Annotated in this window: 32 protein-coding genes; 9 read left to right on the forward strand and 23 right to left on the reverse strand. The window is 69.7% G+C overall.

The window, feature by feature from the left end; translation table 11 throughout:
- Nucleotides 1-188 precede the first annotated feature (188 nt).
- Nucleotides 189-569, reverse strand: a complete 381-nt coding sequence (locus POF73_RS20985; protein WP_334313616.1) for a DUF3618 domain-containing protein — start codon at nucleotides 567-569, stop codon at nucleotides 189-191.
- Between the two features lie 382 nt (nucleotides 570-951).
- On the opposite strand from POF73_RS20985, the gene POF73_RS20990 reads away from it, so the two are divergent.
- Complete coding sequence (locus POF73_RS20990; RefSeq protein ID WP_272117627.1) at nucleotides 952-1,089, forward strand: hypothetical protein; 138 nt, start codon at nucleotides 952-954, stop codon at nucleotides 1,087-1,089.
- Nucleotides 1,090-1,134: 45 nt separating this feature from the next.
- On the opposite strand, the gene POF73_RS20995 is transcribed toward POF73_RS20990, so the two are convergent.
- Nucleotides 1,135-1,830: a hypothetical protein gene (locus tag POF73_RS20995; RefSeq protein ID WP_272117629.1), complete on the reverse strand. Its 696-nt coding sequence runs from the start codon at nucleotides 1,828-1,830 to the stop codon at nucleotides 1,135-1,137.
- Entirely contained in the window at nucleotides 1,827-1,970 is a 144-nt protein-coding gene (locus POF73_RS21000; RefSeq protein ID WP_272117631.1) for a hypothetical protein, read from the reverse strand. Before POF73_RS21000 ends, POF73_RS20995 begins: the two co-directional genes overlap by 4 nt.
- A 186-nt stretch (nucleotides 1,971-2,156) precedes the next feature.
- Here POF73_RS21000 and dapA point away from each other — a divergent pair, with 186 nt between their 5' ends.
- Entirely contained in the window at nucleotides 2,157-3,062 is a 906-nt protein-coding gene (gene dapA, locus POF73_RS21005) for a 4-hydroxy-tetrahydrodipicolinate synthase (protein ID WP_272117633.1), read from the forward strand.
- 55 nt (nucleotides 3,063-3,117) lie between these two features.
- Here the strand turns inward: dapA and POF73_RS21010 are convergent, their stop codons facing one another.
- The 6 genes from POF73_RS21010 to POF73_RS21035 all read right to left on the reverse strand — a co-directional run bounded on the left by POF73_RS21010 (nucleotide 3,118) and on the right by POF73_RS21035 (nucleotide 6,422).
- A complete protein-coding gene (locus tag POF73_RS21010; RefSeq protein WP_443049578.1) occupies nucleotides 3,118-3,312 on the reverse strand; it encodes a hypothetical protein in 195 nt (64 codons plus the stop codon).
- Between the two features lie 106 nt (nucleotides 3,313-3,418).
- Complete coding sequence (locus POF73_RS21015; protein WP_272117635.1) at nucleotides 3,419-3,658, reverse strand: hypothetical protein; 240 nt, start codon at nucleotides 3,656-3,658, stop codon at nucleotides 3,419-3,421.
- A gap of 206 nt (nucleotides 3,659-3,864) precedes the next feature.
- Nucleotides 3,865-4,854 (reverse strand): 2,3,4,5-tetrahydropyridine-2,6-dicarboxylate N-succinyltransferase, encoded by a 990-nt coding sequence (gene dapD, locus POF73_RS21020; RefSeq protein ID WP_272117637.1) that lies wholly within the window; start codon nucleotides 4,852-4,854, stop codon nucleotides 3,865-3,867.
- Between the two features lie 249 nt (nucleotides 4,855-5,103).
- The gene (locus POF73_RS21025; RefSeq protein WP_272117640.1) at nucleotides 5,104-5,640 is read right to left on the reverse strand and encodes a TetR/AcrR family transcriptional regulator; all 537 of its coding nucleotides are present in this window, start codon (nucleotides 5,638-5,640) and stop codon (nucleotides 5,104-5,106) included.
- On the reverse strand, nucleotides 5,640-5,960 hold the full coding sequence (locus POF73_RS21030) for a DMT family transporter (protein WP_272117642.1): 321 nt from the start codon (nucleotides 5,958-5,960) through the stop codon (nucleotides 5,640-5,642). The genes POF73_RS21025 and POF73_RS21030 overlap by 1 nt, the downstream gene beginning before the upstream one ends.
- A 72-nt stretch (nucleotides 5,961-6,032) precedes the next feature.
- The gene (locus POF73_RS21035; RefSeq protein ID WP_272117645.1) at nucleotides 6,033-6,422 is read right to left on the reverse strand and encodes a winged helix-turn-helix transcriptional regulator; all 390 of its coding nucleotides are present in this window, start codon (nucleotides 6,420-6,422) and stop codon (nucleotides 6,033-6,035) included.
- A gap of 102 nt (nucleotides 6,423-6,524) precedes the next feature.
- Here POF73_RS21035 and POF73_RS21040 point away from each other — a divergent pair, with 102 nt between their 5' ends.
- Nucleotides 6,525-6,932 carry a RidA family protein gene (locus POF73_RS21040; protein WP_272117647.1) on the forward strand — a complete coding sequence of 136 codons (408 nt, stop codon included), beginning with the start codon at nucleotides 6,525-6,527 and terminating at the stop codon, nucleotides 6,930-6,932.
- 25 nt (nucleotides 6,933-6,957) lie between these two features.
- Here the strand turns inward: POF73_RS21040 and POF73_RS21045 are convergent, their stop codons facing one another.
- Nucleotides 6,958-7,809 (reverse strand): endo alpha-1,4 polygalactosaminidase, encoded by an 852-nt coding sequence (locus POF73_RS21045; RefSeq protein WP_272117650.1) that lies wholly within the window; start codon nucleotides 7,807-7,809, stop codon nucleotides 6,958-6,960.
- Between the two features lie 318 nt (nucleotides 7,810-8,127).
- Between POF73_RS21045 and POF73_RS21050 the strand changes: the two genes are divergently transcribed.
- Nucleotides 8,128-8,955 (forward strand): AbfB domain-containing protein, encoded by an 828-nt coding sequence (locus tag POF73_RS21050; protein ID WP_272117652.1) that lies wholly within the window; start codon nucleotides 8,128-8,130, stop codon nucleotides 8,953-8,955.
- Nucleotides 8,956-9,012: 57 nt separating this feature from the next.
- On the opposite strand, the gene POF73_RS21055 is transcribed toward POF73_RS21050, so the two are convergent.
- Genes POF73_RS21055 through POF73_RS21090 form a run of 8 tightly spaced genes read right to left on the reverse strand, consistent with a single transcriptional unit; the run spans nucleotide 9,013 to nucleotide 15,612 of the window.
- Entirely contained in the window at nucleotides 9,013-9,345 is a 333-nt protein-coding gene (locus tag POF73_RS21055; RefSeq protein WP_031143572.1) for a metal-sulfur cluster assembly factor, read from the reverse strand.
- Complete coding sequence (gene sufU / locus POF73_RS21060) at nucleotides 9,342-9,809, reverse strand: Fe-S cluster assembly sulfur transfer protein SufU (RefSeq protein WP_272117655.1); 468 nt, start codon at nucleotides 9,807-9,809, stop codon at nucleotides 9,342-9,344. The genes POF73_RS21055 and sufU overlap by 4 nt, the downstream gene beginning before the upstream one ends.
- 16 nt (nucleotides 9,810-9,825) lie before the next feature.
- Nucleotides 9,826-11,082 (reverse strand): cysteine desulfurase, encoded by a 1,257-nt coding sequence (locus tag POF73_RS21065; protein ID WP_272117657.1) that lies wholly within the window; start codon nucleotides 11,080-11,082, stop codon nucleotides 9,826-9,828.
- The gene (gene sufC / locus POF73_RS21070; protein WP_272117659.1) at nucleotides 11,079-11,843 is read right to left on the reverse strand and encodes a Fe-S cluster assembly ATPase SufC; all 765 of its coding nucleotides are present in this window, start codon (nucleotides 11,841-11,843) and stop codon (nucleotides 11,079-11,081) included. The genes POF73_RS21065 and sufC overlap by 4 nt, the downstream gene beginning before the upstream one ends.
- Before the next feature lie 7 nt (nucleotides 11,844-11,850).
- Nucleotides 11,851-12,180 (reverse strand): non-heme iron oxygenase ferredoxin subunit, encoded by a 330-nt coding sequence (locus POF73_RS21075; RefSeq protein ID WP_272117661.1) that lies wholly within the window; start codon nucleotides 12,178-12,180, stop codon nucleotides 11,851-11,853.
- Nucleotides 12,180-13,361 carry a Fe-S cluster assembly protein SufD gene (gene sufD, locus POF73_RS21080; protein WP_272117663.1) on the reverse strand — a complete coding sequence of 394 codons (1,182 nt, stop codon included), beginning with the start codon at nucleotides 13,359-13,361 and terminating at the stop codon, nucleotides 12,180-12,182. Before sufD ends, POF73_RS21075 begins: the two co-directional genes overlap by 1 nt.
- A gap of 59 nt (nucleotides 13,362-13,420) precedes the next feature.
- A complete protein-coding gene (sufB, locus tag POF73_RS21085; RefSeq protein ID WP_272117665.1) occupies nucleotides 13,421-14,845 on the reverse strand; it encodes a Fe-S cluster assembly protein SufB in 1,425 nt (474 codons plus the stop codon).
- The gene (locus POF73_RS21090; protein ID WP_272117667.1) at nucleotides 14,842-15,612 is read right to left on the reverse strand and encodes a helix-turn-helix transcriptional regulator; all 771 of its coding nucleotides are present in this window, start codon (nucleotides 15,610-15,612) and stop codon (nucleotides 14,842-14,844) included. The genes sufB and POF73_RS21090 overlap by 4 nt, the downstream gene beginning before the upstream one ends.
- Nucleotides 15,613-15,785: 173 nt before the next feature.
- Here POF73_RS21090 and POF73_RS21095 point away from each other — a divergent pair, with 173 nt between their 5' ends.
- The 4 genes from POF73_RS21095 to POF73_RS21110 all read left to right on the forward strand — a co-directional run bounded on the left by POF73_RS21095 (nucleotide 15,786) and on the right by POF73_RS21110 (nucleotide 19,517).
- The gene (locus tag POF73_RS21095; RefSeq protein WP_272117669.1) at nucleotides 15,786-16,583 is read left to right on the forward strand and encodes an aminoglycoside N(3)-acetyltransferase; all 798 of its coding nucleotides are present in this window, start codon (nucleotides 15,786-15,788) and stop codon (nucleotides 16,581-16,583) included.
- 45 nt (nucleotides 16,584-16,628) lie between these two features.
- On the forward strand, nucleotides 16,629-17,552 hold the full coding sequence (locus POF73_RS21100; RefSeq protein ID WP_272117671.1) for an ABC transporter ATP-binding protein: 924 nt from the start codon (nucleotides 16,629-16,631) through the stop codon (nucleotides 17,550-17,552).
- A gap of 178 nt (nucleotides 17,553-17,730) precedes the next feature.
- Nucleotides 17,731-18,447, forward strand: a complete 717-nt coding sequence (locus POF73_RS21105) for an ABC transporter permease (RefSeq protein WP_272117906.1) — start codon at nucleotides 17,731-17,733, stop codon at nucleotides 18,445-18,447.
- Nucleotides 18,448-18,521: 74 nt separating this feature from the next.
- The gene (locus POF73_RS21110; RefSeq protein WP_272117908.1) at nucleotides 18,522-19,517 is read left to right on the forward strand and encodes a COX15/CtaA family protein; all 996 of its coding nucleotides are present in this window, start codon (nucleotides 18,522-18,524) and stop codon (nucleotides 19,515-19,517) included.
- Here POF73_RS21110 and POF73_RS21115 read toward each other — a convergent pair.
- Nucleotides 19,494-20,177 carry a hypothetical protein gene (locus POF73_RS21115; protein ID WP_272117673.1) on the reverse strand — a complete coding sequence of 228 codons (684 nt, stop codon included), beginning with the start codon at nucleotides 20,175-20,177 and terminating at the stop codon, nucleotides 19,494-19,496. The genes POF73_RS21110 and POF73_RS21115 overlap by 24 nt on opposite strands.
- A gap of 9 nt (nucleotides 20,178-20,186) precedes the next feature.
- On the reverse strand, nucleotides 20,187-21,716 hold the full coding sequence (locus POF73_RS21120) for an ROK family transcriptional regulator (RefSeq protein ID WP_272117675.1): 1,530 nt from the start codon (nucleotides 21,714-21,716) through the stop codon (nucleotides 20,187-20,189).
- A gap of 231 nt (nucleotides 21,717-21,947) precedes the next feature.
- Between POF73_RS21120 and POF73_RS21125 the strand changes: the two genes are divergently transcribed.
- Nucleotides 21,948-23,441 carry a hypothetical protein gene (locus POF73_RS21125; RefSeq protein WP_272117677.1) on the forward strand — a complete coding sequence of 498 codons (1,494 nt, stop codon included), beginning with the start codon at nucleotides 21,948-21,950 and terminating at the stop codon, nucleotides 23,439-23,441.
- A 36-nt stretch (nucleotides 23,442-23,477) separates the two neighbouring features.
- Here the strand turns inward: POF73_RS21125 and POF73_RS21130 are convergent, their stop codons facing one another.
- The 3 genes from POF73_RS21130 to POF73_RS21140 form a co-directional block, all read right to left on the reverse strand.
- A complete protein-coding gene (locus POF73_RS21130) occupies nucleotides 23,478-24,584 on the reverse strand; it encodes an amidohydrolase family protein (protein ID WP_272117679.1) in 1,107 nt (368 codons plus the stop codon).
- Between the two features lie 104 nt (nucleotides 24,585-24,688).
- Nucleotides 24,689-24,979, reverse strand: a complete 291-nt coding sequence (locus POF73_RS21135) for a hypothetical protein (protein WP_272117682.1) — start codon at nucleotides 24,977-24,979, stop codon at nucleotides 24,689-24,691.
- 69 nt (nucleotides 24,980-25,048) lie between these two features.
- Nucleotides 25,049-26,017, reverse strand: coding sequence for a heme o synthase (locus POF73_RS21140; RefSeq protein ID WP_443049580.1), 969 nt, complete (start codon nucleotides 26,015-26,017; stop codon nucleotides 25,049-25,051).
- Nucleotides 26,018-26,347 lie beyond the last annotated feature (330 nt).

The following is a 26,347-nucleotide window of genomic DNA, read 5'->3' on the forward strand; positions in this document are numbered from 1 at the left end:
GGGGGGGGGGGGGGGGGGGGGGGGGGGGGGGGCGGGGGGCGCGGGCGGCGCGGGGGCGCGGGGCCCCCCCCCCGCCCCCCCCCCCCCCCCGCCACGCAGATTCCTTCGTACCGGCCGTCCCGGCACCTCAGCCGTAGCCGCCGTGGCCGCCGCAGCGGCCGCCGCCCGGCGGCGCCGCCGGCCCCGCTTCAGTGGTGCCCGTGGTGCCGTCGTCGCAGCATCCCGGTTGCGACGGCCGCTCCCACCGCAGCGCCGGCGACCAGTACCGGCCGTGGGTGCCGCAGGCCGGCCTGGACGACGGTGCGGACGGGGCCCGGCACGCTGTGCTCGACGGCCTGCCCGGCGCGTGTCGCACTGTCGTGAACGGTGTGTCCGGTCCGGGTCGCCCGGTCCTGCACCGCGTGCCCGGCCTGGGCCGCGCTGCTGCGCAGTTGCACGGTCATCGCGCCCGCCTTGTCGCGGAGGTCGGCCGCACGGGCCAGGGCCCGGCCCTTCACGTCCGCCTTCCCCGCGAGGTCCGCCACGCTGTCACCGGACTCGCTCCGGGTCTCCTCGATCTGCTGCCGCAGTTCCTCGGGCCCCTTGGCTCCACGGGCGCCCTTGGCCCCGCCGGTCTGCTTCGCACTGCCGGGCGCCTTGCCCTCGCCGGTCTGCTTGGCCCCACCGAGCCCCTTGCCCGCGTCGGCGCGCTCGGCACCACCGAGCCCCTTGCCCTCGCCGGCCTGCTTGGCCCCACCGAGCCCCTTGCCCGCGTCGGCGCGCTCGGCACCACCGAGCCCCATGCCCTCGCCGGCCTGCTTGGCCCCACCGAGCCCCTTGCCCGCGTCGGCGCGCTCGGCACCGCCGGTGCCCTCGGCTCGGCCCTTCGCGGCACCACCCTTGGCGGCACCGCCGGACTCCCCCGCTGCCCCTTCCGCCCCCGCCTTCCTGTCCGTCATCGCTGCACCTTCCTTGGTCTTCTCGATCCTCGAAATCCTGGACGTCCTCGAAATCCCGGACGTCCGCCCCGAATCGGGAGAGCTGTTCGACACCGGCCCGGGCGCCCTGACCCCGGTCCCGGTGGTCTCCCGCCCAGTCCTCCTGCCCTGACCTCCCTACCGGTTCGGGACCCCCGGGTACCCGCCCCCGCCCCCGCTATCCCTGTCGTCCGCCGCCCGGGCCCGTCTCTCCCAAACGGGCCAGCTGGGTCTGGAACCAGTCGAGGCGGGCCTGCAACAGTGCGGCCTCGGCGGCGAGTTCGGGTACGCCGAGGTCTGCGGTGGCGCCGAGGTCGGCCATCGTCACGGAGGACGCCCCCTTCCCGGCCACCACCCGCACCCCCTCTCCCGCCAGCCGGGCGAACCCCACGAGCGAGACGGACGTACGGCCGCGCAGGCAGCCCGCGCAGGAAGGGGCGAGCGCCCGCCAGCCGGGGCGGCCCGAGCCGGTGTCGGCCAGGGCGGCGGCGACCGTACCGCAGGCGCACGGGCCGACCGTGGTGGTGCGCACCCGCTGACGGGCGTAACGGAAGCCGCGTTCGAAGCGGATGTACCGGCCCAGCACGGTGACTTCGAGCAGTACGGCCGTCCGGTGCTCGGCCGTGGCCAGCAGCGCCTCGGCCGCCGAGTGGTCGTGCACACAGTGGAAGCCGCAGTCGCAGCGGCGGCTCGGCGCCCGGTGCCGCAGGCCGTAGACGCAGGACGCGTCGGCCAGGACTCCGTACGGCAGCGCGCCGCCCAGCGACACACCGGTGAACCCGGCCCGGCTGCCGTCCTGGGACAGCATCGGGTGGGCGATCTTGTATCCGGTCGGCGGCTCCGTCGGGCGTTCCTCCGGAAGCCGCAGTCTCATCGGGGTGCCGGGACGTCTTCGGGCGCGGACGCCTCGACGTCCTGGGTATCCGTGATCTCTTCGGTGAGTACGAGTTCCTCGTCGTGCCCCTGCGGCCGCTCTTCCGCGATTCCGGTGGCGAGTGCCTTGCCGAGCTTCATGACGCCTCCCATGACCTGGGTCATTCACCGTCTCAGCCATGGTGACCCATGACGGGCGACTTTGGACATAGGGCCTGCAACGGGCGGTCAGGACGCCGTCGACGATCTCACCACTCAGCACCCCTTATCAATACTTCGTAGAAGAATTAAGTGGAGCTACGCAATCGTGCGGCCGACACTACTCTCATGACGACTACCGACGCCGCCCCCGTCCCGCCCTTCGGCCGCGCCCTGTGCGCCATGATCACGCCGTTCACCGAGGCGGGGGCGCTCGACCTGGACGGCGCGCAGCGGCTCGCCGACCGTCTGGTGAGCGAGGGGTGCGACGGTCTGGTCCTCTCCGGTACGACGGGCGAGTCGCCGACCACGACGGACGCCGAGAAGTCGGATCTGGTCAGGGCCGTGCGGGAGGCGGTGGGCGAGCGGGCGTCGGTCGTCGCGGGCGTGGGCACCTTCGACACCCGGCACACCGTCGAACTGGCCCTGGCGGCCGAAAAGGCGGGCGCCGACGGGCTGTTGGTGGTCGCGCCGTACTACAGCAAGCCCCCGCAGGACGCCGTCGAGGCGCACTTCCGCGAGATCGCCGACGCGGCCGGACTGCCGCTCGTGCTGTACGACATCCCCGGCCGCACCGGCACCCGCGTCGAGCCGGAGACGCTGATCCGACTCGCCGAGCACCCCCGGATCGTGGCGGTGAAGGACTGCTCCTACGACTTCCTCGGCGCCCAGAAGGTGCTGTCCCGCACGGAGTTGGCGTACTACGCGGGCTGCGACGAGCACAACCTCGCGCTGTACGCGGTGGGCGGGGCCGGTTACATCAGCACGGTGGCGAACGTCGTACCGGGTCGGCTCCGCGCGGTCCTGGACGCGTTCGAGGCGGGCGACACCCCCGTGTCCGCCCGCCTCCAGCAACGCGCCACGCCGCTCATCGAGTTGATGATGGCGGCGGGTCTGCCCGGCACGGTCACCGCGAAGGCCCTGCTCAACGAGCTCGGCCTGCCCGCGGGCCCGGTGCGCGCACCGCTGCGGCCCGCCGGCCGGGAGGCGGTCGACGGACTGCTGGCGGCGTACGAGATGCTCACCGCCGACTGATCACGACCGGCGGATCACGACCGGCCGGTCTGACCGGCGGATCACGACCGGCTGGTCAGCGGCGCGCGAAGACGGGCTCCCACCCCTGCCGGGTGGGGTCCACGTTCGGTTCGCGGGCTCCGCTCAGCGGTACGACCTTGTCGCTGCCGATCGTGACCAGCACGAGCTGGGGCCGGTACTCCCCCTCCGGGCCGGGCGCCCGCCTCTCCCACCCCTTGTGACGCGTGCGGCCTGCCGCCGCTGCCGGCACACAGGAAGTTCTTCCGAAGACCGGCCCGTCCTGCAAAGACCGGGGCCCGTACCGCTCCCCCTCCGCGGTACGGGCCCGGCCCACGCTCACTGCGCGCGGCGCGCGATCAACCCCACCTGTACCCGTCGCCGAAGAGCAGGAAGTGCTCCAGCACATCCTCCATCGGGTCGTCCACCTGCCCCACGTCGACCAGGGTGAAGCGGGGTCCGTTGTGCGAGCCGGTGTTGGTCTCGTCGGCGTACGCGTTCCCGACCGGCAACCAGCACGCCCCCACGACGGTCACCGCACCGATCACCAACCGCAGCACGCTCCTCGTCCGCTCGCTCATCTTCCCTCGACCGGCCATCGGTCCCTCATTTCGTCGGTTCGGCGTCTGATCGGAAACTGCGTCCACCCGTTCATCTGCCTGGACCGCACGGAGGTCACGTGGAGTAACCCGTACGTGAGCGCGCCGCGTCAGGACCACGACGATCGACAAACGACGGACGCCCTCCGCGGCCGGGTCCGGCTGCGGAGGGCGTCCACCCAGGTGGGTCCGACCGTCGGAGGTCGTCAGTTGTGGCTGTGCAGGATGTCGTTCAGACCGCCCCAGACCGCGTTGTTCGGGCGGGCCTCGACGGTGCCGGTGACCGAGTTGCGGCGGAAGAGGATGTTGGAGGCGCCGTTCAGCTCGCGGGCCTTGACGATCTGGCCGTCGGGCATCGTCACGCGGGTGCCCGCCGTGACGTACAGGCCCGCCTCGACCACGCACTCGTCGCCGAGCGCGATGCCGACGCCCGCCTCGGCGCCGATCAGGCAGCGCTCGCCGATCGCGATGATCACGTTGCCGCCGCCGGACAAGGTGCCCATCGTGGACGCGCCGCCGCCGATGTCTGAGCCGTCGCCGACGACGACGCCCGCGGAGATACGGCCCTCGACCATGGAGGTACCGAGAGTGCCGGCGTTGAAGTTGACGAAGCCCTCGTGCATGACGGTGGTGCCCGCGGCGAGGTGCGCGCCGAGGCGGACCCGGTCGGCGTCGGCGATGCGGACGCCCTTCGGGGCGACGTAGTCCGTCATGCGCGGGAACTTGTCGACCGAGGTCACCTGGAGGTGCAGGCCCTCGGCGCGGGCGTTGAGGCGGACCTTCTCGACGTCGTCGACCGCGACCGGGCCGAGCGAGGTCCAGGCGACGTTGGCGAGGAAGCCGAACTGGCCCTCCAGGCTCAGGCCGTGCGGCTTGACCAGGCGGTGGGAGAGCAGGTGCAGACGCAGGTAGACGTCGTGCGCGTCGATCGGCTTCTCGTCGATCGAGGCGATGACCGTGCGGACCGCGACGACCTCGACGCCCCGGCGCGCGTCCGGCCCGATCGCCTTGGCGGCGCCTTCGCCGAGCAGTTCCACGGCCTTCTCGGCGGACAGCCGCTCGCTGCCGGAGGGGCCCGGCTCGGCGACGAGCTCGGGCGCGGGGAACCAGGTGTCGAGAACGGTGCCGTCGGCGGCGATCGTGGCAAGGCCGGCGGCCACGGCGCCGGTGGTACGAGGAGCAGTCGTGTCGGTCATAAGGGCAACCTAACGTGACGCCCACCGCGGGGGCGAACCGACGGGGGCACGTCTCACGTGCCGGGCGGTACGGCGGCTTGATGTCACATGGTGCGGGGGCTCGGCGCGACGGGGCGCACCGGCTCGCGGCCACGCGGTGCGCCGGCCCGGCGCATGCTCAGCGACGCGGCCCGGCGGCGAGGGCCTCGCTGAACCCCGTCACGGCCCCCCGCCGCTGCCCCCGTCACGGAGCCCTGTCACGGAGCCCCGTCACGGAATGACCCGCCCCAACACCTCCCGCGCGTACCCCTCGTCGTAGGTCCCCCCGGCGAGCAGCACCTGCAGACAGATGCCGTCCATCAGGGCCACCAGCGCCCGCGCCGTGACCGTGTCCGTGCGGTGCGACAGCAGGTCGGCGAGGTCCTGCGCCCACTCGGCGGCGACCGGGCGCAGGGCGGGGCGGCGCAGGGCGGCGAGGTAGAGCTCGTACTCCAGCTCCACGCCGGTGCGGTCGCCGGCGAGCCATTCGCCCAGCCAGCCCGCGAGTTCGGTGGCCAGGTCGGTGTCCGGGTCCTCCAGGCCGCCGCGCGAGGCGACCACCTTGGCGAAGCCCTCGCTGGCCTGGCGCAATGCGGCGACCAGCAGATCGTCCAGGGTCTTGAAGTGGTACGTCGTCGAGCCGAGCGGCACATCCGCCTCAGCGGCGACGGTGCGGTGGCTCAGCCCGGCGATTCCCTTCTCCCCGACGACCCGGATCGCCGCGTCGATGATCCGCTGACGTCGCTCGGGGTCGTACCGCCGGGCCATCAGTGCGCACCGCCCAGGTTCAGCACCACCACGCCGACGATGATCAGCGCGATACCCGCGGCCTTGGTGGCCGTCATGCCCTCCCCCATGAGCAGGATCCCGATGCCGGCGATGACCGCGGTGCCGACGCCGGCCCAGATGGCGTAGGCCGTGCCCATGGAGACGGTCTTCAGGGTCTGGGCGAGCAGCGCGAAGGAGACGAGATAGCCGAGGGCGGTCACCAGCGACGGCAACAGCCTGCTGAAGCCTTCGCTGTACTTCATGGCGGTGGTGGCGGCCACCTCGGCCGCTATGGCTCCGGCGAGCAGCAGGTATCCCATGTGTACAAGCGTACACAACGATGCGTACGACCGTACACAAACCCCGTCCCCGCAGCCTCGACCGCCTCTCCCCTACGCCTTCCGCGCCTCGAAGTCCCGTCGCGACGCCTCGATGTGGCCGATGTACCGGTGGGTCCAGTCGCACATGCCGTCGATGGTCACCCGCAGGGCCTGGCCCGGCTCGGTGAGCGTGTACTCGACGCGCGGCGGCACGGTGGGGTGCACGGTGCGCTCGACCAGGCCGTTGCGCTCCAGCATGCGCAGGTTCTGGGTGAGCATCTTGTGGCTGACGCCCTCGATCTCATTCCGCAACTCACTGAAGCGGAGTGTGCGTTCGCCCAGGGCCTCGATGATCAGGAGCGCCCATTTGTTGGCGATGTCCGAGAAGATCTCCCGGCCCAGCGAGTCCGCGCGGGTCAGGTCCGCCTGGTCGGGCAGGCCGCTGAGCTGCTTGGTCACCATGAGGTTCCCCAGTCACTGAAAAGTGCGTTCTTCCATGTCAGCGGCCACTCTCCTACGGTTCCCGAGTAACCACAAGTGACTACGAGAGGGGCGGACCACGACATGGCCATCACCCTGGTGAACCCGACCGGACTGGTGGAGGTCGACGCCTATCGGCAGGTGTCGGTCGCGAGCGGATCGAAGCTGGTCTTCATCGCCGGGCAGGTCGCCTGGGATGCCGACGGGGTCACCGTCGGGGAGGGCGACCTGGCCGCCCAGGTCGAGCAGTGCTACCTCAACATCGGCACCGCCCTGTCCGCGGTCGGCGGCACCTTCGACGACGTCGCGAAACTGAACGTCCATGTCGTGGACTGGACCCCCGACAAGATGCCCCTGCTCATGGAGGGCATCACCCGGGCCGCCGCCAGGCTGGGGACCGCCCCCGTGCCGCCGGCCACACTGCTGGGCGTCGCGGCCCTGGACGTACCCGAGCACCTGGTCGAGATCGAGGCCACCGCGGTCCTGGACTGAGCGGGCGCGACGGCCCCGGACCGGTTCAGCACGTCCGTCGGCGATACCCGCTCTCCCCCGCCGGTACGACGTCCAGGTCGCGCAGCACCACCGACAGCCTGTCGCCCCACTCCTCGCAGGCGGCGTCGAGGCCGTCCCGCCGGTACTCGATGACGAAGACCCGGTCGTCGTAGGCGTCCGCGTAGGCCCCGCACTCGTCGTACTGTCCGCACTCCTCGGCGACCGCGAAGTCGAAGCCGAGGTCGCGACCTTGCCGTGCCAGACCGGCGGCGTTCTTCTGGCCGATCGCGAGACCGGCGGCGTGGGCCCGGGAGGCGAGCAGCTTGCCGAAGGCCATGTCGTCGGCCGCGGTCAGCAGCCCGTCGGACCGCTCGTACGAGTCGAGGTTGTCGGCCTCGACCGCCTGGAATCCGGCCTCGGCACAGCCGTCGATCCACTTGCCCACGATCCCGGCGAGCCGTTCGCGCTTGGCGGCCGTCGAGATGTCCAGCAGGGCCTCGTCCCAGTCCTCGTCGACCACCAGCGTGCCGTCGGCGTCGCGGAGCAGCAGGTCGGGATGGTGATCCTGCCACCAGCCCTCGGCGTCCGGCTGGGCCTGGAAGGCGTTGACGTAGCAGATGCTGTACACGCCCGGCGCCGGTTTCGCGGTGCGGTCACGGGAGACCGCGCGTACGCCGTCGGGCGGCGGATAGGCACCGCCGATCTGGTAGTCGAAGGCGACCCCCGGCTCGGGCAGCTCCACGCCCTGGGCACCGCCCGGCGCGTCGGCGCCGTCGCCGCCGGGCGCCGTACAGCCGCCGGCGGCCAGAGCGAGCGCACCGCACAGCGCTGTGGCGGCCAGCGCTCGGCGGAGGGCGTGGGGGGCGCGGTGGGCCATTATCCGGAGGACTCCTGTCGCTGCGTGGCTCGCGGCGCCGCGTGATCCGCGGTGCCGCACGATCATGATGCCCTGCGCCGGATGGCGGACTTGGCGGAGCGCCGGGAGATCGATGGGGGCACGGCTGGTTGTGGACGCAGCTCGCCATGGAGCCAACTCGTTGTGGACACAGCTCGTTGTGGACACAGCTCGTTGTGGACACAGCTCGTTCCAAACGGCTGCTCCCAAACCACTGGGTCCACTAGTGTTTCACCGTTCACATACCGGGCCTTCGCAGCCGCGGTCGTCGCCCCATGACGCCGCTGGGGGGAACAGCGCATGCCAGAAAACAAGTCCCGGCCGTCCCATGACCTACCTTGGGAGAACGGCTGGGCCCCGGACACCACCCGGGCACCGGGAACGCGCCGCCTGTGGCTGGCGGGCGCGATGGCGGTGGCGACGGTCGTCGCCTGCGTCACGGCAATCGCCGTGTCGGAAAGGGAAGCTGACAAAGCGTCAGCCTCGGCCGAGTCCGCCACCGCGGACGCGACGGCCCCCGGCCTGATCTCCTTCGCCACCCCGTCGGAGACCTACCGGGAGGGCAAGAGCGGCCTGTCGACGGTCGGCGCCCCGACCAGGGCGCCCGGCCAACAGCACGCCACCACACCCAAACCCGCCCCGCAGCCGTCCAAGTCGCCTTCCCACGGGGCCGGTTCACCGACCGCCGCACCGAAGCCCCCGGCTTCCACCACCTGGCGATCCATACGCTCCGTCAACTACCCGGACCGCTACTGGCAGCTGAGCGACGGCTACGTGAAGCTGGACCCGGTCCACGGCTCCGAATCCCGCGAGAACTTCACCTTCAAGCAGGTCAAGGGCCTGGCCAACGCCTCCTGCTACTCCTTCACGACAGCCGACGGCGCCTACCTCCGCCATCGCAACTTCGTCCTGCGCGCCGAGCACAACGACGGCTCCGCCCTCTTCGACCAGGACGCCACCTTCTGCTCCCGCCCGTCACCGTACTCCGGCGCGGTCATGCTGGAGTCGGTCAACTACCCGGGCCGTTTCCTGCGCCACGAGAACTTCCGGCTGAAGCTGGATCCTTACCAGCACAGCTCCCTCTACGCGGCGGACTCCGCGTTCCGGCTGGTGGCGGGGCTGGCCTGAGAACGAGGAACGGCGAGGCCCGATGGGCCTCGCCGTTCGTTCGTGGCTCTTGGGGGCTCAGACGTTGAACCCCAGCGCCCGAAGCTGCTCACGGCCGTCGTCCGTGATCTTGTCCGGGCCCCACGGCGGCATCCAGACCCAGTTGATGCGCAGCTCGTTGACGAGGCCGTCCGTGGCGGACTTGGCCTGGTCCTCGATGACGTCGGTCAGCGGGCAGGCCGCCGAGGTCAGGGTCATGTCGAGCGTCGCGATGTTCGCTTCGTCGATGTGGATGCCGTAGATCAGGCCGAGGTTGACGACGTCGATACCCAGCTCGGGGTCGACGACGTCGTACAGCGCCTCACGGACCTCTTCCTCCGAGGCCGGCTTCATCTCAACGGTCTCGCTCATGCCGTCTTCCTTTCGGCGTCGGCTCCGCCCAGGGCCTGGGCCGTCGCGTCCTTCCACGCCATCCAGCTCAGGAGGGCGCACTTGACCCGGGCCGGGTACTTGGAGACTCCGGCGAACGCGACCGCGTCCTCCAGGACCTCCTCCATGGCGTCGTCGGGCTCGATCTTCCCCTTGGACTGCATCAGCTCCAGGAAGGTCTCCTGAACCTTCTGCGCGTCCGCGAGTTCCTTGCCGACCAGCAGTTCGTTCAGTACGGACGCCGAAGCCTGGCTGATGGAACAGCCCTGGCCCTCGTACGAGACGTCCTCGATCGTCGTGCCGTCGTACTTCACACGGAGCGTGATCTCGTCGCCGCACGTCGGGTTCACGTGGTGCACCTCGGCGTCGCCATCCCGCAAGCCCCGCCCGTGCGGGTTCTTGTAGTGGTCCAGGATGACTTCCTGGTACATCGAATCCAGCTTCATGCGATCGCTCGTCCCGTCAGCCGAAGAAGTTGCGGACGTGCTCCAAGCCGTCCACCAGAGCGTCGATCTCGGCCGGCGTGGAGTACAGATAGAACGACGCTCGCGTGGTCGCAGGAATTCCATAGCGCAGGCAGACCGGGCGGGCGCAGTGGTGGCCGACCCGGACCGCGATGCCCTGCTCGTCGAGGACCTGGCCCACGTCGTGCGGGTGGATGTCGCCGAGCGTGAAGGAGATCGCGGCGCCGCGGTCCTCGGCCGTGCTCGGGCCGATGATCCGCAGGTCGGGGACCTCCCCGAACCGCTTCACCGCGTACTCGGTGAGGGCGTGCTCATGGGCGAGGATCTTGTCCATGCCGATCGAGTTGAGGTAGTCGATCGCCGCGCCCAGACCGATCGCCTGGGAGATCGGGGGCGTGCCCGCCTCGAACTTGTGCGGGGCGGGAGCGTACGTCGACGAGTGCATGGACACGGTCTCGATCATCTCGCCGCCGCCGAGGAACGGCGGCAGGTCCTCCAGCAGCTCCTGGCGGCCCCACAGGACGCCGATGCCGGTCGGGCCGCACATCTTGTGGCCGGTGAAGGCCACGAAGTCGGCCTGGAGCGACTGCACGTCCAGCGGCATGTGCGGCGCGGCCTGCGAGGCGTCGATGCAGACCAGCGCACCGACCTCCTGCGCGCGGCGCACTATCGCCTCGACCGGGTTCAGGGTGCCCAGGATGTTCGACACCAGCACGAAGGAGACGATCTTCGTCTTCTCCGTGATGACCTCGTCGATGTTGGACAGGTCGAGACGGCCGTCGTCGGTGAGGCCGAACCACTTCAGCTTCGCGCCCGTGCGCTGCGCGAGCAGCTGCCACGGCACGATGTTGGAGTGGTGCTCCATCTCCGTGATGACGATCTCGGTCTCGTGGTCCACCCGGTAGGGCTCGTCGGCCCAGCCGAGCATGTTGGCCACGAGGTTCAGCGACTCGGAGGCGTTCTTGGTGAAGATCACCTCGTCGCGCGAGGGCGCGTTGATGAACTCCGCGACCTTGTCGCGCGCGCCCTCGTACAGCGCCGTGGCCTCCTCGGCGAGGACGTGCACGCCACGGTGGACGTTGGCGTTGTGCTGCTCGTAGTACTCGGAGAGCACGTCGAGGACCTGGCGCGGCGTCTGCGAGGTCGCCGCGTTGTCCAGGTACACGAGCTTCTTGCCGTCGTGGACGACGCGGTCCAGGATCGGGAAGTCCTTGCGGAGCGCCTCGGTGTCGAGGAGGCCCGGCAGCTGTGTCACGCGGATGCGCCACCCTTCGTGTAGGCCTCGTAGCCCTCGTTCTCCAGCTTGTCGGCGAGTTCGGCGCCGCCGGACTCCACGATGCGACCGGCCGAGAAGACGTGGACGTAGTCGGGCTTGATGTAGCGCAGGATGCGCGTGTAGTGGGTGATCAGCAGGGTGCCGACCTCGCCGGTCTCGCGGACCCGGTTGACGCCCTCGGAGACGACGCGCAGGGCGTCGACGTCCAGACCGGAGTCGGTCTCGTCGAGGATCGCGACCTTCGGCTTGAGCAGCTCCAGCTGAAGGATCTCGTGGCGCTTCTTCTCACCGCCGGAGAAGCCCTCGTTGACATTGCGCTCGGCGAAGGAGGAGTCCATGTTGAGGCGCTCCATGGCCTCCTTGACCTCCTTCACCCAGGTACGCAGCTTGGGGGCCTCGCCGCGGATGGCGGTGGCGGAGGTGCGCAGGAAGTTGGAGACCGAGACGCCGGGGACCTCGACCGGGTACTGCATCGCGAGGAACAGGCCGGCGCGGGCGCGCTCGTCGACGGACATCTCCAGGACATCCTCGCCGTCGAGGGTGACGGTGCCGGAGGTGATCGTGTACTTCGGGTGACCCGCCAGCGAGTAGGCGAGGGTCGACTTGCCGGAGCCGTTGGGGCCCATGATGGCGTGCGTCTCGCCCTGCTTCACGGTGAGGTCGACGCCCTTGAGGATCTCCTTCGTGGCGTTGTCGGCCTCGACGGTGACGTGCAGGTCTCGGATTTCAAGCGTTGCCATGGGTGCCTCAGGACTCCTGGGTGAGGGAGGCGCGTACGTCAACAAGGACGTTGCCCCCTTCGATCTTTACGGGGTATACGGGGACGGGGCGCGTGGCGGGGAGGCCGGACGGCTTACCGGTGCGCAGGTCGAACGCGGAGCCGTGCAGCCAGCACTCGATCTGGCAGTCCTCCACCTCGCCCTCGGAGAGCGAGACGTTCGCGTGCGAGCAGATGTCGTGGATCGCGAACACCTCCCCCTCGGTCTGCACGACCGAGACCGGCGTGCCGTCGAGTTCCACCCGCTTCGGGGTGTCCTCCTCCAGCTCGCTCAGCCCACAGGCGCGTACGAAAGCCATCAGACTGTGGCCTCCAGCTCCTCGTCGATCTTCACGAGGAGGCGCTCTTCGATGTCGTCGACGCCGATCTGCTGGACCAGCTCGGCGAAGAAGCCGCGGACCACCAGGCGACGGGCCTCGTCGGCCGGGATACCGCGGGCCATCAGGTAGAAGAGCTGCTCGTCGTCGAAGCGGCCGGTCGCCGAGGCGTGGCCGGCACCGACGATCTCGCCGGTCTCGATCTCCAGGTTCGGCACCGAGTCGACCCGGGCACCGTCGGTCAGAACCAGGTTGCGGTTCATCTCGTAGGTGTCCGTGCCCTCGGCCTTGGCCTCGATGAGCACGTCGCCGATCCACACCGCGTGGGCGGCCTCGCCCTGCAGCGCGCCCTTGTAGACGACGTTGGACTTGCAGTGCGGGACGTTGTGGTCGACCAGGAGGCGGTGCTCCTGGTGCTGGCCGGCGTCCGTGAAGTACAGACCGAGCAGCTCGGCCTCGCCGCCGGGGCCGGCGTAGGTGACGCGCGGGTGGAGGCGAACGAGGTCGCCACCGAAGGTCACCACGACCGACTTGAAGCTCGCGTCGCGCCCGATGAGGGCGTTGTGCTGGGCCACGTGCACGGCCTTGTCGTCCCAGTCCTGGACGGAGACGACGGTCAGCTTGGCGCCGTCGCCCAGGATGTAGTCGACGTTGGCGGCGAGCACGGCGTCACCGGTGTGGTCGATGACGACGACGGCCTCGGCGAAGGCTCCCAGCTCGACGACCTGGTGGCCGTAGCGGACCCCGCCCTCGCCGTGCACGGCGATGCGGATCGGCTCGGTGAGGACCGTCTCCTTGGGGACGGTGACCACGCCGGCCTTCTCGAACGCCGAGTACGCCTGGGCGGCGATGCGGTCCACCGGAGTGCCGGCCTTGCCGATCCGGGCGTCGTCACGGCCGACGGTCTCGACGGTGACGCCCTCGGGGGCCTGCACGTCGACCTTCACACCGTCACCGGTCACGGTGGCGGTGCCGTCGTGCAGCCCGCGCAGGCGCTCCAGCGGGGTGAACCGCCACTCCTCCTCGCGGCCGTGCGGGACCGGGAAGTCCGCGACGTCGAAGGACGGGGGCGCGCTCATGCGCGTGGCGACGGTCGACTCGGCGGCCACCGCGATCTGGCCCGCGGTGGTGGACCCCACGGGGATGTTCTGAGCCTCAGCCATGGCTGTCGGTCTGCTCTCTTCCTACGTCAGAAATTGCTGGCTGCTGTCGGGGGCGGGGCTTAGCCGACCGCGCCTTCCATCTGCAGCTCGATCAGCCGGTTGAGCTCAAGGGCGTACTCCATGGGCAGCTCCTTCGCGATGGGCTCGACGAAGCCGCGCACGATCATCGCCATCGCCTCGAACTCGCTCAGACCGCGGCTCATCAGGTAGAAGAGCTGGTCCTCGGAGACCTTGGAGACGGTCGCCTCGTGGCCCATGGACACGTCGTCCTCGCGGACGTCCACGTAGGGGTACGTGTCGGAGCGGGAGATGGTGTCGACGAGCAGCGCGTCGCACAGCACGTTCGACTTGGAGCCGTGGGCGCCCTCGCCGATCTCGACGAGACCGCGGTAGGACGTACGACCGCCACCGCGCGCCACCGACTTGGAGACGATGTTGGAGGAGGTGTTCGGCGCCATGTGGACCATCTTGGAGCCGGCGTCCTGGTGCTGCCCCTCGCCCGCGAAGGCGATGGAGAGGGTCTCGCCCTTGGCGTGCTCGCCCATCAGGTAGACGGCCGGGTACTTCATCGTGACCTTGGAGCCGATGTTGCCGTCGATCCACTCCATGGTGGCGCCCTCGTAGGCGACGGCGCGCTTGGTGACCAGGTTGTAGACGTTGTTCGACCAGTTCTGGATGGTCGTGTAGCGGCAGCGGGCGTTCTTCTTGACGATGATCTCGACCACGGCGCTGTGCAGCGAGTCCGACTTGTAGATCGGGGCCGTACAACCCTCGACGTAGTGCACGTAGGCGCCCTCGTCGACGATGATCAGGGTCCGCTCGAACTGGCCCATGTTCTCCGTGTTGATGCGGAAGTAGGCCTGCAGCGGGATCTCGACGTGCACGCCCTTCGGCACGTAGATGAAGGAACCGCCGGACCACACCGCGGTGTTCAGCGACGCGAACTTGTTGTCGCCGACCGGGATGACCGTGCCGAAGTACTCCTTGAAGAGCTCCGGGTGCTCCTTCAGCGCGGTGTCGGTGTCCAGGAAGATGACGCCCTGCTCCTCCAGGTCCTCGCGGATCTGGTGGTAGACGACCTCGGACTCGTACTGGGCGGCGACACCGGCGACGAGGCGCTGCTTCTCCGCCTCCGGGATGCCGAGCTTGTCGTACGTGTTCTTGATGTCCTCGGGCAGGTCCTCCCAGGACTCCGCCTGCTTCTCCGTGGAGCGTACGAAGTACTTGATGTTGTCGAAGTCGATGCCGGAGAGGTCCGAGCCCCAGTTCGGCATGGGCTTCTTGTCGAACAGGCGCAGACCCTTGAGACGAAGCTTGGTCATCCACTCCGGCTCGGACTTCTTCGCGGAGATGTCCTTGACGACATCCTCGCTCAGACCGCGCTTCGCAGAGGCGCCGGCTTCGTCGGAGTCGGCCCAGCCGTATTCGTACTTGCCCAGGCCCTCAAGCTCAGGGTGGGCAGTCTCCTCGATGGGGAGAGTCATGCGGGGTTCCTCCCGGCCGTGCTTGCAGATGCGTTGTCGCTGTGAACTTGCGTGTGGGAAATCTTCGGGATGAACGTCGTGCAGACGCCGTCGCCGTGCGCGATGGTCGCCAGTCGCTGGACGTGAGTTCCGAGCAGCTCGGCGAAGATCTCCGTCTCCGCCTCGCACAGCTGGGGGAACTGCTCCGCGACATGGGCGACCGGGCAGTGGTGCTGGCAGAGCTGCTCGCCTTGTTGAGGGAGGGGTGCGCTGCGCGCCGTTGCAGCGTACCCGTCTGCGCTCAGGGCCTTGGCCAGGGCTTCGGTCCGCTCGTCCGGGCTGACGGCCTCGATCGCCTTGCGGTACGCGCCCGCCTGGGCGGCGATCCGGGCCCGGGCGAAGGCGGCGACCGCCTCGCTCCCGCCCTCGCGCTCGGCGATCCACTTCAGGGCGTCCGCGGCGAGCTTGTCGTACGACTGGTCGAAGGCGTCGCGGCCGCAGTCGGTGAGCGCGAACACCTTGGCGGGACGGCCACGCGTGCGCGTGCCGTACACCCGCTGCTCCCGGGCCTCCACGACGTCGTCCGCGACCAGCGCGTCCAGATGCCTGCGTACGGCGGCCTGGGTGAGCCCCAGCCGGCCGGCCAGCTCGGCGACGGTCGACGGGCCGTGGTCCAGGATGGACCGCGCGACCCGGTTGCGCGTGGAGCGGTCCGAGCGCAACCCAGCCGCGAGCTCCTCCTGAGGGGTTCCCATGGGGGTCTCCCGAGCCTCGCCGACGTTTTTCACAACGCCATTGTTGCGTAATTCCTCAAAGCCAGGCAAGCCGCGTCCGGGCACCTCGACGGTGCCCTGCGTCACTTAGGCATACCTAATCTGACCTGCGGGAATGATCTTTGATCGATCAAACCAGGGGTCAATTCGCTGGCGTCCTCCCGCCCCGTCCGGGACACTCCCGAACCATGCCGACACCCCCTCCGACCGGCCCTCTTGTCACTCGGGACACCCTCGCCGCACAAGTGCGCGAGCTAGGCGTCCAAAACGGTGAAACGCTGCTCGTGCACTCCTCGCTCAGCTCCCTCGGCTGGGTGTGCGGCGGCGCCGTCGCGGCCGTCCGGGGACTCCTCGACGCGCTCGGCCCGAACGGCACACTGGTCGTGCCCACGCAGTCCGGCGATCTGTCGGACCCGGCGGAATGGGGCAGACCGCCGGTGCCCGAGGAGTGGTGGCAGACGATCCGGGCCACGATGCCCGCCTACGACCCTCGCATCACACCCACCCGCGGGATGGGCGTGATCCCGGAGACCGTACGCACCTGGCCGGGCGCCCTGCGCAGCGCGCATCCCCAGTGCTCGTTCGCCGCCGTCGGCCCGCGCGCGCAGGAGGTGACCGCCGGGCACGCCCCCGACTGCAGCCTCGGCGAGCACAGCCCGCTGGCCCGTCTGGAGGAGCTCCACGCGCGCGTGCTCCTGCTGGGCGCGGGCTGGGACTCCTGCACCAGCTTCCACCTGGCCGAATACCGGATCCCGGCACCGCGCGTGAAGCGGGGCCGGCCGGGCCCGGCCGGCTGGGAGGTGGTCACCGAGGTGTCGATCACCTCGGAGCGGTTCGACGAGCTGGGGCACGACTTCGAACGGGACCGTCCCGTCGTCCGCGGGAAGGTGGGCGCGGCCGACGCACGGCTCTTCCCGGTGGCCGACGCCGTGGCGTACGCGGAGCGCTGGCTGGGGATACACCGCCCCCGTACGGAGGAGATGTGAACCCGGCCGTATGGGGGACGGGCCGCCTACCTAGACTCTGGAGCCATGCGAACTGAGCCCGTGGTCCAGGTCCAGGCCCTGGTGAAGCGGTACGGCACGAAGACCGCGGTGAACGGCCTAGACCTGGTGGCCCGGGCGGGTGTGACCGCCGTGCTCGGACCCAACGGCGCGGGCAAGACGACGACTGTCGAGACCTGCGAGGGATACCGCAGGCCGGACTCCGGCACGGTGCGCGTCCTGGGCCTCGACCCGATGAGACAGTCCCGTGAGCTGCGGCCGCGCATCGGCGTGATGCTGCAGTCCGGCGGCGTCTACTCCGGCGCGCGGGCGGACGAGATGCTGCGGCACGTGGCGAAACTGCACGCGCATCCCCTGGACGTCGACGCCCTCATCGAGCGGCTCGGCCTCGACAGCTGCGGCCGGACCACCTACCGCCGTCTCTCCGGCGGCCAGCAGCAGCGGCTCGCGCTCGCCATGGCCGTGGTCGGCCGCCCCGAGCTGGTGTTCCTGGACGAGCCGACCGCCGGGCTCGACCCGCAGGCCCGCCGGTCCACCTGGGACCTGATCCGGGAGCTGCGCGCCGACGGTGTCTCCGTGATCCTCACCACCCACTACATGGACGAGGCCGAGCAGCTCGCCGACGACGTCGCGATCATCGACGCCGGCCGGGTCATCGCCCAGGGCTCCCCCGAGGAGCTGTGCCGCGGCGGCGCCGAGAACACCCTGCGCTTCATCGGCCGCCCCGGCCTGGACGTGGGGTCCCTGCTGAAGGCCCTGCCCGCCGACTGCACGGCCGCGGAGCTGACGCCGGGCTCGTACCGGGTCGTCGGCAAGGTCGACCCCCAGCTGCTCGCGACGGTGACGTCGTGGTGTGCGCAGCACGGGGTGATGCCGGAGAAGATCTCGGTCGAGCGGCACACCCTGGAGGACGTTTTCCTGGAACTGACCGGCAAGGAGCTACGTTCATGATTCCGGCCCACATCGAGATCGGCCGGGGGTCCGGCCCGCGGCGCAGCCGCAATCAGGTGCAGCGCCCCCGGGAAGACACAGCCCTGGAACTGACCGGCAAGGAGCTGCGTTCGTGACCACCGTCGGTACGGGCTCGGGTACGTACACCCCCCAGCCGGGGGCCGCCCCCCTCCCCCGCATGATCGCGGCCCAGGCGGCACTTGAGACCAAGATGCTGCTGCGCAACGGCGAGCAGCTGCTCCTGACCGTCGTGATCCCCACCCTGCTGCTGGTCCTCTTCAGCTCGGTGGACATCGTCGACACGGGCGCCGGCGAGGCCGTCGACTTCCTCGCCCCCGGCATCCTCGCGCTCGCGGTGATGTCGACGGCGTTCACGGGCCAGGCCATCGCCACGGGCTTCGAGCGCCGGTACGGCGTGCTCAAGCGGCTGGCCTCCTCGCCGCTCCCCCGCTGGGCCCTGATGACGGCGAAGACGGTGTCGGTGCTGGTCACCGAGGTGCTGCAGATCGTGCTGCTGACGGTGATCGCGTTCGCGCTGGGCTGGTCGCCGCACGGAAATCCGGCCGCCGTCGTCCTTCTGCTCGTCCTCGGGACGGCCGCCTTCTCCGGGCTCGGCCTGCTGATGGCCGGCACGCTCAAGGCGGAGGCGACACTGGCTGCCGCCAACCTCGTCTTCCTGCTCCTGCTCGTCGGCGGCGGCGTCATCGTGCCGTTGGACAAGTTCCCGCCGGGCGCCCAGGACGTGCTCGGTCTGCTTCCCATCTCGGCACTCTCCGACGGGCTGCGGGACGTACTGCAGCACGGGGCCGGGATGCCCTGGGGTGACCTGGGGATCCTGGCCGTGTGGGCGGTCGTGGGGCTCGCCGCGGCGGGGAAGTTCTTCCGCTGGGAGTAGGTCCGTAAGCCCTCGCCCGGGACCCTCGTGAAAGCGTGCACAAGCGGCCGCCTACGATAGGGCGCGTGCCAAACGTGACCCGCGCCGACGCCATGGCGGCCGTGCGCAACCCCCTCGCCTTCATCGCCGCACGCTGGACCCCGACCCCGAGAACGGTCCGGCGGGCGGCTCTCGCCGCGCTCGTGATGTCGGTGATCATCGTGGTCACCGGCGGCGCGGTACGCCTCACCGGGTCCGGGCTCGGCTGCCCGACCTGGCCCAAGTGCACCGACGACTCGCTCACCGCCACCAGCGAGATGGGCGTCCACGGTGTGATCGAGTTCGGCAACCGGATGCTGACGTACGTGCTGTGCGCGGCCGTCGGCTGGGCGATCATCGCCGCGCGCTCCGAGAAGCCGTACCGGCGCAGCCTGACCCGGCTCGGCTGGGCGCAGTTCTGGATCGTGATGAGCAACGCGGTGCTCGGCGGCATCGTCGTGCTGGTCGGCCTCAACCCGTACACGGTCGCGGCGCACTTCCTGCTCTCCTCCGCCCTGATCGCCGTCGCGACGGTGATGTGGCAGCGCACCCGGGAGGGCGACAGCGCGCCGCGTCCACTGGTCGGCAAGGCGGTGCAGCAGCTGGTGTGGTTCCTGGTCGCGGCGTCGGTGCTGCTGATCGCGGTCGGTACGGTCGTCACCGGCGCGGGTCCGCACGCGGGCGACTCCAGCGAGGTCGAGCGGATGCCGCTCGACTGGGAGAACGTCACCAAGCTGCACGCCGTGCTGGCCTGGATCGTGGTCACGCTGACGTTCGCCCTGTGGTTCGTGCTCAAGGCGGTCGACGCCCCCAAGGGCCCCCTGAACCGCACCCGCGACCTCTTCCTGATCCTCCTCGCGCAGGGCGTCATCGGCTACGTCCAGTACTTCACGGACCTCCCGGAGCTCCTGGTCGGCCTGCACATGTTCGGTTCGGCCGTGATGTGGATCGCGGTGCTGCGGGTGCTATTGGCGCTGCGTGAGCGGCCCGCGGAGGGCGTGGAGGTCCCCGGTCCCGCGCAGTCGGGGTCAGCGGTGGGGGCCGGGGTCTGACGAGCCGTCGGCCCGGCCCGCCCGGTCCGGCGAGCCCTGCGGTGACCTGCCGTTGTCGGACGTGCTCGGGGTCAGTCCTTCTCCCGGGCTGTCCTGCGGTGCCGTCAGGAGTGTGTTGAACACGGCGCGCAGCTTGTCCACGGTCTGCCGGGAGAACATCCCCACCAAGGCGGCCACGGCCGCCACCCCGTACGGATTGATCACCTCGGACGACGCCACGCTCGTCGTGAGCCCACCGCGCAGCACGCAGTAGACGACGAGGGCCAACGCCGCCCCGACGAACGGCTCCAGCAGGTACATCGTCATCCAGCTGCGGCGCAGCCGCCGGTTTCCGACGTACTCGTACACCGAGCGCAGCACATGGATCAGGGCTCCCAGGCCACCTGCCGACACGACGACCAGGAAGAGCAGGGTGTCGCGCGACAGGCCGATCGTCCAGAACAGGATCCGGGTGCTGGTCTCCGTCACGGTGCCGCCGTCCGGTGCGGTGGGCGGCGGCCATGCCTGGAGCAGGACCGTGATGAGCGCGGCGGTGAGGAACAGCAGTACGCCGACCAGGACGACGACGTCCCATGCCGTCGCGAACTGGGTGCCCACGTCCATCCGCTGCGGCTGCCGCGCGGGCGGCCGATCCGGCTGCGCCGTTCCCCCTTCCGCCATCGTGCGCTCCTAGTCCCGGCCGAGCCTGTCCCGTGCGACCGCGGCTGCGGCGCGGGCTCCCAGCTCGTCCTCGTAGGGGCGGGTCACCAGCCGTGCTTCGCCCGCCGTGGAGAACGCGTGCTCGGTGCAGGTGTTTCGGACCGCGTTCATGAAGACCTGCGCGGCGGGAAACTCCTCCCGCCCCTCCGTCACCAGCGCCTCGGGGCCGTACACCACGACGCGTTCCGGATTGGTGAGGTTGAGCAGGTCGGCAAGGCCGAGGCCCAGTGCGCGGCCGGCTTCCTCCAGGGAGTCGTTGACGGCCTTGCTCTCCTTGCCGAGCAGGGCGAGCGCGGCACTCAGATCCGGTACGTCGTGCCCGGTCAGCTCGTCGACCCGGCGGGCGATGGCGTCGGTGCCCGCGACGCTCTCCAGGCAGCCGCTGTTCCCGCAGCTGCATTCATGGCCGCAATAACTCTCGACGACGACATGTCCGATCTCGCCCGCGGCCCCCGACGCCCCGTGCAGAATCCGGCCGTCGACCATCAGTCCGGCGCCGATGCCCTTGTCGAGCAGGACCACGGCGAAGTCGTCGCTGTCCCCGGCGTCGCCCCGTGTCCGGGCCAGTTGGGCCAGGGCGTTGGCGTCGTTCTCCAGGACGGTCGGCAGACCGGTCGCCTCCTGCAGCGCTGCCGCCCATGAGAAGCCCGCCAAGTCGGTGTCCGACGCGTAGTTGGACGCGTTGACGACATCACCGCGTCCGCTCGCCACATGGCCGCCGATCTCCACACCCAGGGCGGTCCGGCCGGCCTGCGCGGCGTCGGCGGCCGCCGGTACCTCGTCCAGCAGACGGTGCACGAGTTCGGTGAAGGCGGCGGTCAGCTCCTCCTGTCCACCGAGGCGCTCATCGCTGCTCGCCGTGGCCAGGACCTCGCCCTGCGGGTCGGTCACCACGCCGGTCAATGCGGAGGGCCGCACCTTGACGCCCACGCAGTAGTCGAGGCGTGTGGGCTCCGGGGCGAGCAGCCCGGCCTGCTCCAGGTACTGCGCACCGCGCGGGGTGATTCCCCAGGAGTTGTGCCGCCATTGCCGGCTCTTCCACGCCACACCGGCGCCGAGCATCTTCCGTCCGATGCGGCTGACCTCGGTGATGTCCACGTCCAGCAGCTTCGCGAGCTGCTCGTTGCTGAGACCGGGCTCGCGGGCGACCGCGGTCAGGAAGCGGGCCGCGTGCCCCTGCGGGTCGAGGGCCAGCTGCAGGCCCGAGGGGAGTCGGCGCAGCGCCCAGTAGGTCATGTCGATCAGTCCGAGCAGGCGGCCGTGCTGCTGTGCACGTGTCCCCTTGTCCCGGTCGGCACGCAGATGGCTGCCGTACAGCCTGCGCAGCCCGTCATGGGCGGCCCGGAGCGCCGGTTCGTCGGCGGTCAACGATGCGTCGGTGACGATCATGGCCAGGGAACTGAACTTCCCCGACGGTATCTCGTCCAGCGACCTCATCTCCTCCAGGATGGCCCTCACTTCGGTTAACCGATCACGCTCGGGCTCCTTCGACTCACTCATGTCGCTCTCCTTCCTCGCCCCCGGTTTTGGGTTGCTCCCCCACCATGAAGGGGCGTCAAGTGAGTGTCAAGTGATGATTCATGATCCTTTCCGAGCCTTTACAGGAACCCGGCGAATGATCGAGCAAGGCACACCGCAGCGCATTTGTGACCTGTTTTTCGAGGAATCCGGTACAACCGCATGTAGGGCTCCACTAATATCCGGCTACGTGCTCACGCTTCGGGGGGAAAGATGAACACAATAGAGCCGCAAGATCCTGCCCATTCGATCAGCGAGATCGAATTACCGGCCGACCCGGCCGATCTCTTCGTCGCCCTCTATGACGAGCTGCCGGACGAACACTTCAGCGGGCGCCAGGCGCTCACCTGGTACAACGACCCGGACCTGCAGAACCTCGCCGACTCGGTGTGCGATGACGTCACCCAGCACGGCCGGGCCACACTCAGCCTGGTCCGCGGGATCATCCACGAGTACGGCGACATGGGGAGGTTCACCGTACTGATCGGCCTCGACCAGGCATTCCGCCACGCCGGAGTGCACCCGGGGTACATACCCGACACGAAGCTGGAGTGGCTCAGCAGGCGCTACAACGAAACACACAGCCTCAACAGCAACACAAAGCACACCGGGCTTTTACTGCCTCGCTTCACCCGCCCGGGCAGACTACTCGCCGAACCGGCCGACAAACCCGATTTCTTCGGAGTGCACCGGGTGACTCCGTCCCAGTGTGCAGGAATACGCCACACGGGGATCGAGCCCGATATAGATCCGGGATTCCACCCCGAGAAACCGATTTCCATCGGGTCGGCGCCGATCGCGGAAACCCACCACGATCTGAAGTTCGATTACTCCGAGGCCAATGGCGCCGGTCTTTACCGGATCACTCCGAAGGAGGGAGTCCTGGGCCCACGGATCGAAACAGTGATCCATGACCTGGAGAATTCGGGCGCCGTGATCGGAGTCCTGCCCGAGTGCACGCTCTCCAACGACCTGCTGGAGCACTGGGAGGGTCTGCTGGACGCCGACCCGCCACCGGCCAGCAGCCTGGAATGGATCCTCCTCGGCACAGGTCCGCTCGGCTGCATGGATCCGCCGCCCAACCGGGCCGTTCTGGTGGACCGGATCACCGGGAAGCACCTGCTGAAGCAGGACAAGCGGGCCGGCTTCACCTTCGGCGTCGGTCAGGCGGCCGAGTGGGGGTTGCCGGGCCGCCCCGTGCGCGAACCCGTGGCCGAGGACATCACCAGGGGTCAACAGGTCACCGTCCTGGAAACCACCATGGGGCGCATCGCCGTCCTCATCTGCGAGGACGTCAAACAGAACGCCGCCTGGATCGGCAAGTGCCAGGCCTTCGGCGTCTCCCACATCTTCGTCCCGCTGTTCGCCGCACCGATCAGCTGGGAGCTGAAGAAATGGGAACGGATCGCCGCGGAGCACTGTGTCGACGAACTCGGCGCCTGGGTCGTGCTGGCCAACAGCCTCGCCGTGGGGCACGCACTGGATCTGGGGCCGCGGATCAAGCAGGAGGACTTCTTCAACTGCCTCGTGATCGGCCCGCGGATTCCCAGGCCGAAGGGGTACGTCAAGCATCCCGCCCAGTTCTGCCGTTCCGACAGCGGCACAGAGCTGGCCCGGGTCATCTGCGACGAGAACGGCGACAAGCCCGCGGTCGAGGTGGGTACGCCGCCGCCCCTGCCCTCGATCCAGTGCGGGCGAGGTGACTGACACCGGGGTGAGACCGAGCGGACGTCGGCCGCCGGCTCACTCCAGCCCGTACACCCGCCTCGCGTTCCCCGCCGCCACCATCTCCGCCACTCGCTGTGCGTCCACGAGCGACCATGCCCCCTCGGCCACCCAGCCGCCGAGCACCCTGGCGAGGGCCTCGCGGAAGAGGCCCGCGCCCACCACGTGGAGTTCGGGCAGGCCCTGGGCCCCGCTGGAGAAGAGGATCTTGCCGAAGGGGGCCAGTTCCAGGATCTCGGCGAGGATCGTGGCCGCGCGGGCGCCCGTGCGGATGAGAGCGGCGCCCGAGTCGGTGTAGACGTGCGGGAAGACGCCGGCCAGATGGGCGGCATGGCGGTGGTAGGGGTAGCCGTGCAGCAGCACCAGGTCGGTGCCGAGGCCTGCGGTGGCGCGGACGAAGTCGGTGAGCAGGACCGGGTCCGTACGGTCGATGCGCAGGCCCGGCTCTCCCAGCCCCGCGTGCAGTTGGAGCGGCAGCCCCGATGCGATCGCGATCCACAGCAGATGCCGTAGCAGCACCGGGTCGGTCAGCTCCCCGCCCACCCGGCGCCCCGCCAGCCAGCGGCCCGCCGCGCCCCGTACCTCTCCCGGCCCCGGGGGCTCGGGGGCGAGCGCGAGTCCGTGCCGTGCTCCGGCGACGGAGGTGAAGGCCACGGCGCCGGCCGCCGCGCCGTGCACCGATTCGGCGAGGTTGGCGAGGAAGGACTCGACGGTGCCGGAGGTGTCGGCGACCTGTTCGGCGAGCAGCTCCAGGCGCACGATCTCGCGGGCCCCGGCGGAGGCCGCGGAGGCGAGCTCGTCGGGGCCGGTGAGGTCGCCGGGCACGCCGGTGTCGATCAGATACGTCGTGATGCCGCTGCCGCGCAGCAGGCGCCGGCCCGACTCCAGTACGCCCAGTTCACGACGCCTGGCCAGATAGCGGGCGGGTGAGCAGTGCGGTTCCAGGCCGAGTAACGGGGGGCACCAACGTCGTACGGCGAAACCCGTCTGGGTGTCGAAGAGTGTGGTCCCCGGGGCGGGCGGGCCCTCCGTGCGGGCCAACTGGGCCTCGAAGGTGCCGAGGCCCAGCTCCGTCCTCAGTACGCCGTGACAGTACTGGTCCACGAGGGACGGCGTTTCGATCATCCTGGCTCCCCGTGGGCGGACCGTGCTTGCTACAGGTCCTAACGGGTGAACCGGTGACTTGGTGTTGCGGAAGTGGGAGGGTCGCTCAGGAAAAAGTGGGTGGCTCAGCCGCCGAGCTGAATGCCCGCCATCCGCTTCCACTCGTACTTGCCCGTCGTCACCTTCGCCGCGAACTCGCCGTCGAAGGACTCGTGGCGCGTGACGCCGGCCTTCTCCACGGCCTGCTCGGCGATCTCGTACGACGGTGCCACCAGGTCTCCCCAGCCGCCGTCCTCGCCGACGAGCACGATGCGGGCGCCACGCTGTCCGATGTACGCGACCTGCGCCTCGGCGCCGCCGTGGGACTTCGCGAAGGTGTTGATCTGCTTGGCCAGCTTGGCCACCTTGTCTGCCATGGCCAGGATGCTACTCGCGAGTAGATCAGGTGGCGAGAGCAGGGCCCTGTGACCTACATCAGAACCACGTCAGCGCAGGAACGGGTCCACGGCCACGGCCACGAAGAGCAGCGAGACATAGGTGATGGACCAGTGGAACAGCCGCATCTCCTTCAGCTTTCCGCCCGTCACCTCCGCCTTCGCCCGGTTCTGCAGCGCGTGCGCCTCCCACAGCCACCAGCCGCCCGAGGCGAGCGCGACCGCGGTGTAGAACCAGCCCGTGTAGCCCAGCGGCGTCAGCAGGAGCGAGACCGCGACCATCACCCAGCTGTAGATGACGATCTGCTTGGCGACGACCTTGTTGGAGGCGATGACGGGGAGCATCGGCACGCCCACGCGCGCGTAGTCGTCCTTCACCTTCATGGACAGCGGCCAGTAGTGCGGCGGCGTCCAGAAGAAGATCACCATGAAGAGGATGAGCGGGGCCCAGGACAGGGAGTTCGTGACCGCGGACCAGCCGATCAGTACCGGCATGCAGCCCGCGATGCCGCCCCACACGATGTTCTGCGCCGTGCGGCGCTTGAGGATCATCGTGTAGACGACGACGTAGAAGAGGAGCGCGCCGAGGGAGAGCCAGGCCGAGAGCCAGTTGACGGTGAGGCCGAACAGCAGCGTGGAGACGACCGCCAGGGTGATGCCGAAGGCCAGGCACTCGCGCGGCGACACCATGCCGGTGACCAGCGGACGCTGCGAGGTGCGGTCCATGAGCGCGTCGATGTCACGGTCGATGTACATGTTCAGCGCGTTGGCGCCACCCGCGGACAGGTAGCCGCCGATGCAGGTGAGCAGCACCAGACCGAGGTCCGGCACGCCCTGCTCGGCCAGGAACATCACCGGAACGGTGGTGATGAGCAGCAGCTCGATGATCCGCGGCTTGGTAAGCGCCACGAACGCCTTGACCCGGGCCCCGATCGGCCGCCGGCTCGGGCTCTGGCTCGTCCCGATAATCCCCGCTGGACGGGATTCAACGGCCGTCACGCACACCCCTGACAGAGACATCCCAGCAAGCCTCCCCGTGTGAAGTCCCGGTAAAGGCTCGCGCGTACCACGCCACTGTAGACGTTGCCCAGACCCGGACATTCGCGGGGGTGGGGTCGTGTTGGAGGGGGCCGTCCGACGGGCGCGCCGAAGCTCGATTGAGCACCCGGATGAGCGGCTCCGTATTCACATGCCGAATGCGGAACGACCCGGTCGGGAGGCACATCCCGGCGACTCCCGGCAGTCTGGAATGACGCGAAAAAACGCACGTACTTCCGGGGGTAGGCTCGACAACGGCCGGCCGACGCCGAGTACGCCGGCAGCCGGTGGGCGTGTGTGCCCGTGACACCG

It is taken from the genome of Streptomyces sp. HD, assembly GCF_028369295.1.
Taxonomy (GTDB): Bacteria; Actinomycetota; Actinomycetes; order Streptomycetales; family Streptomycetaceae; genus Streptomyces.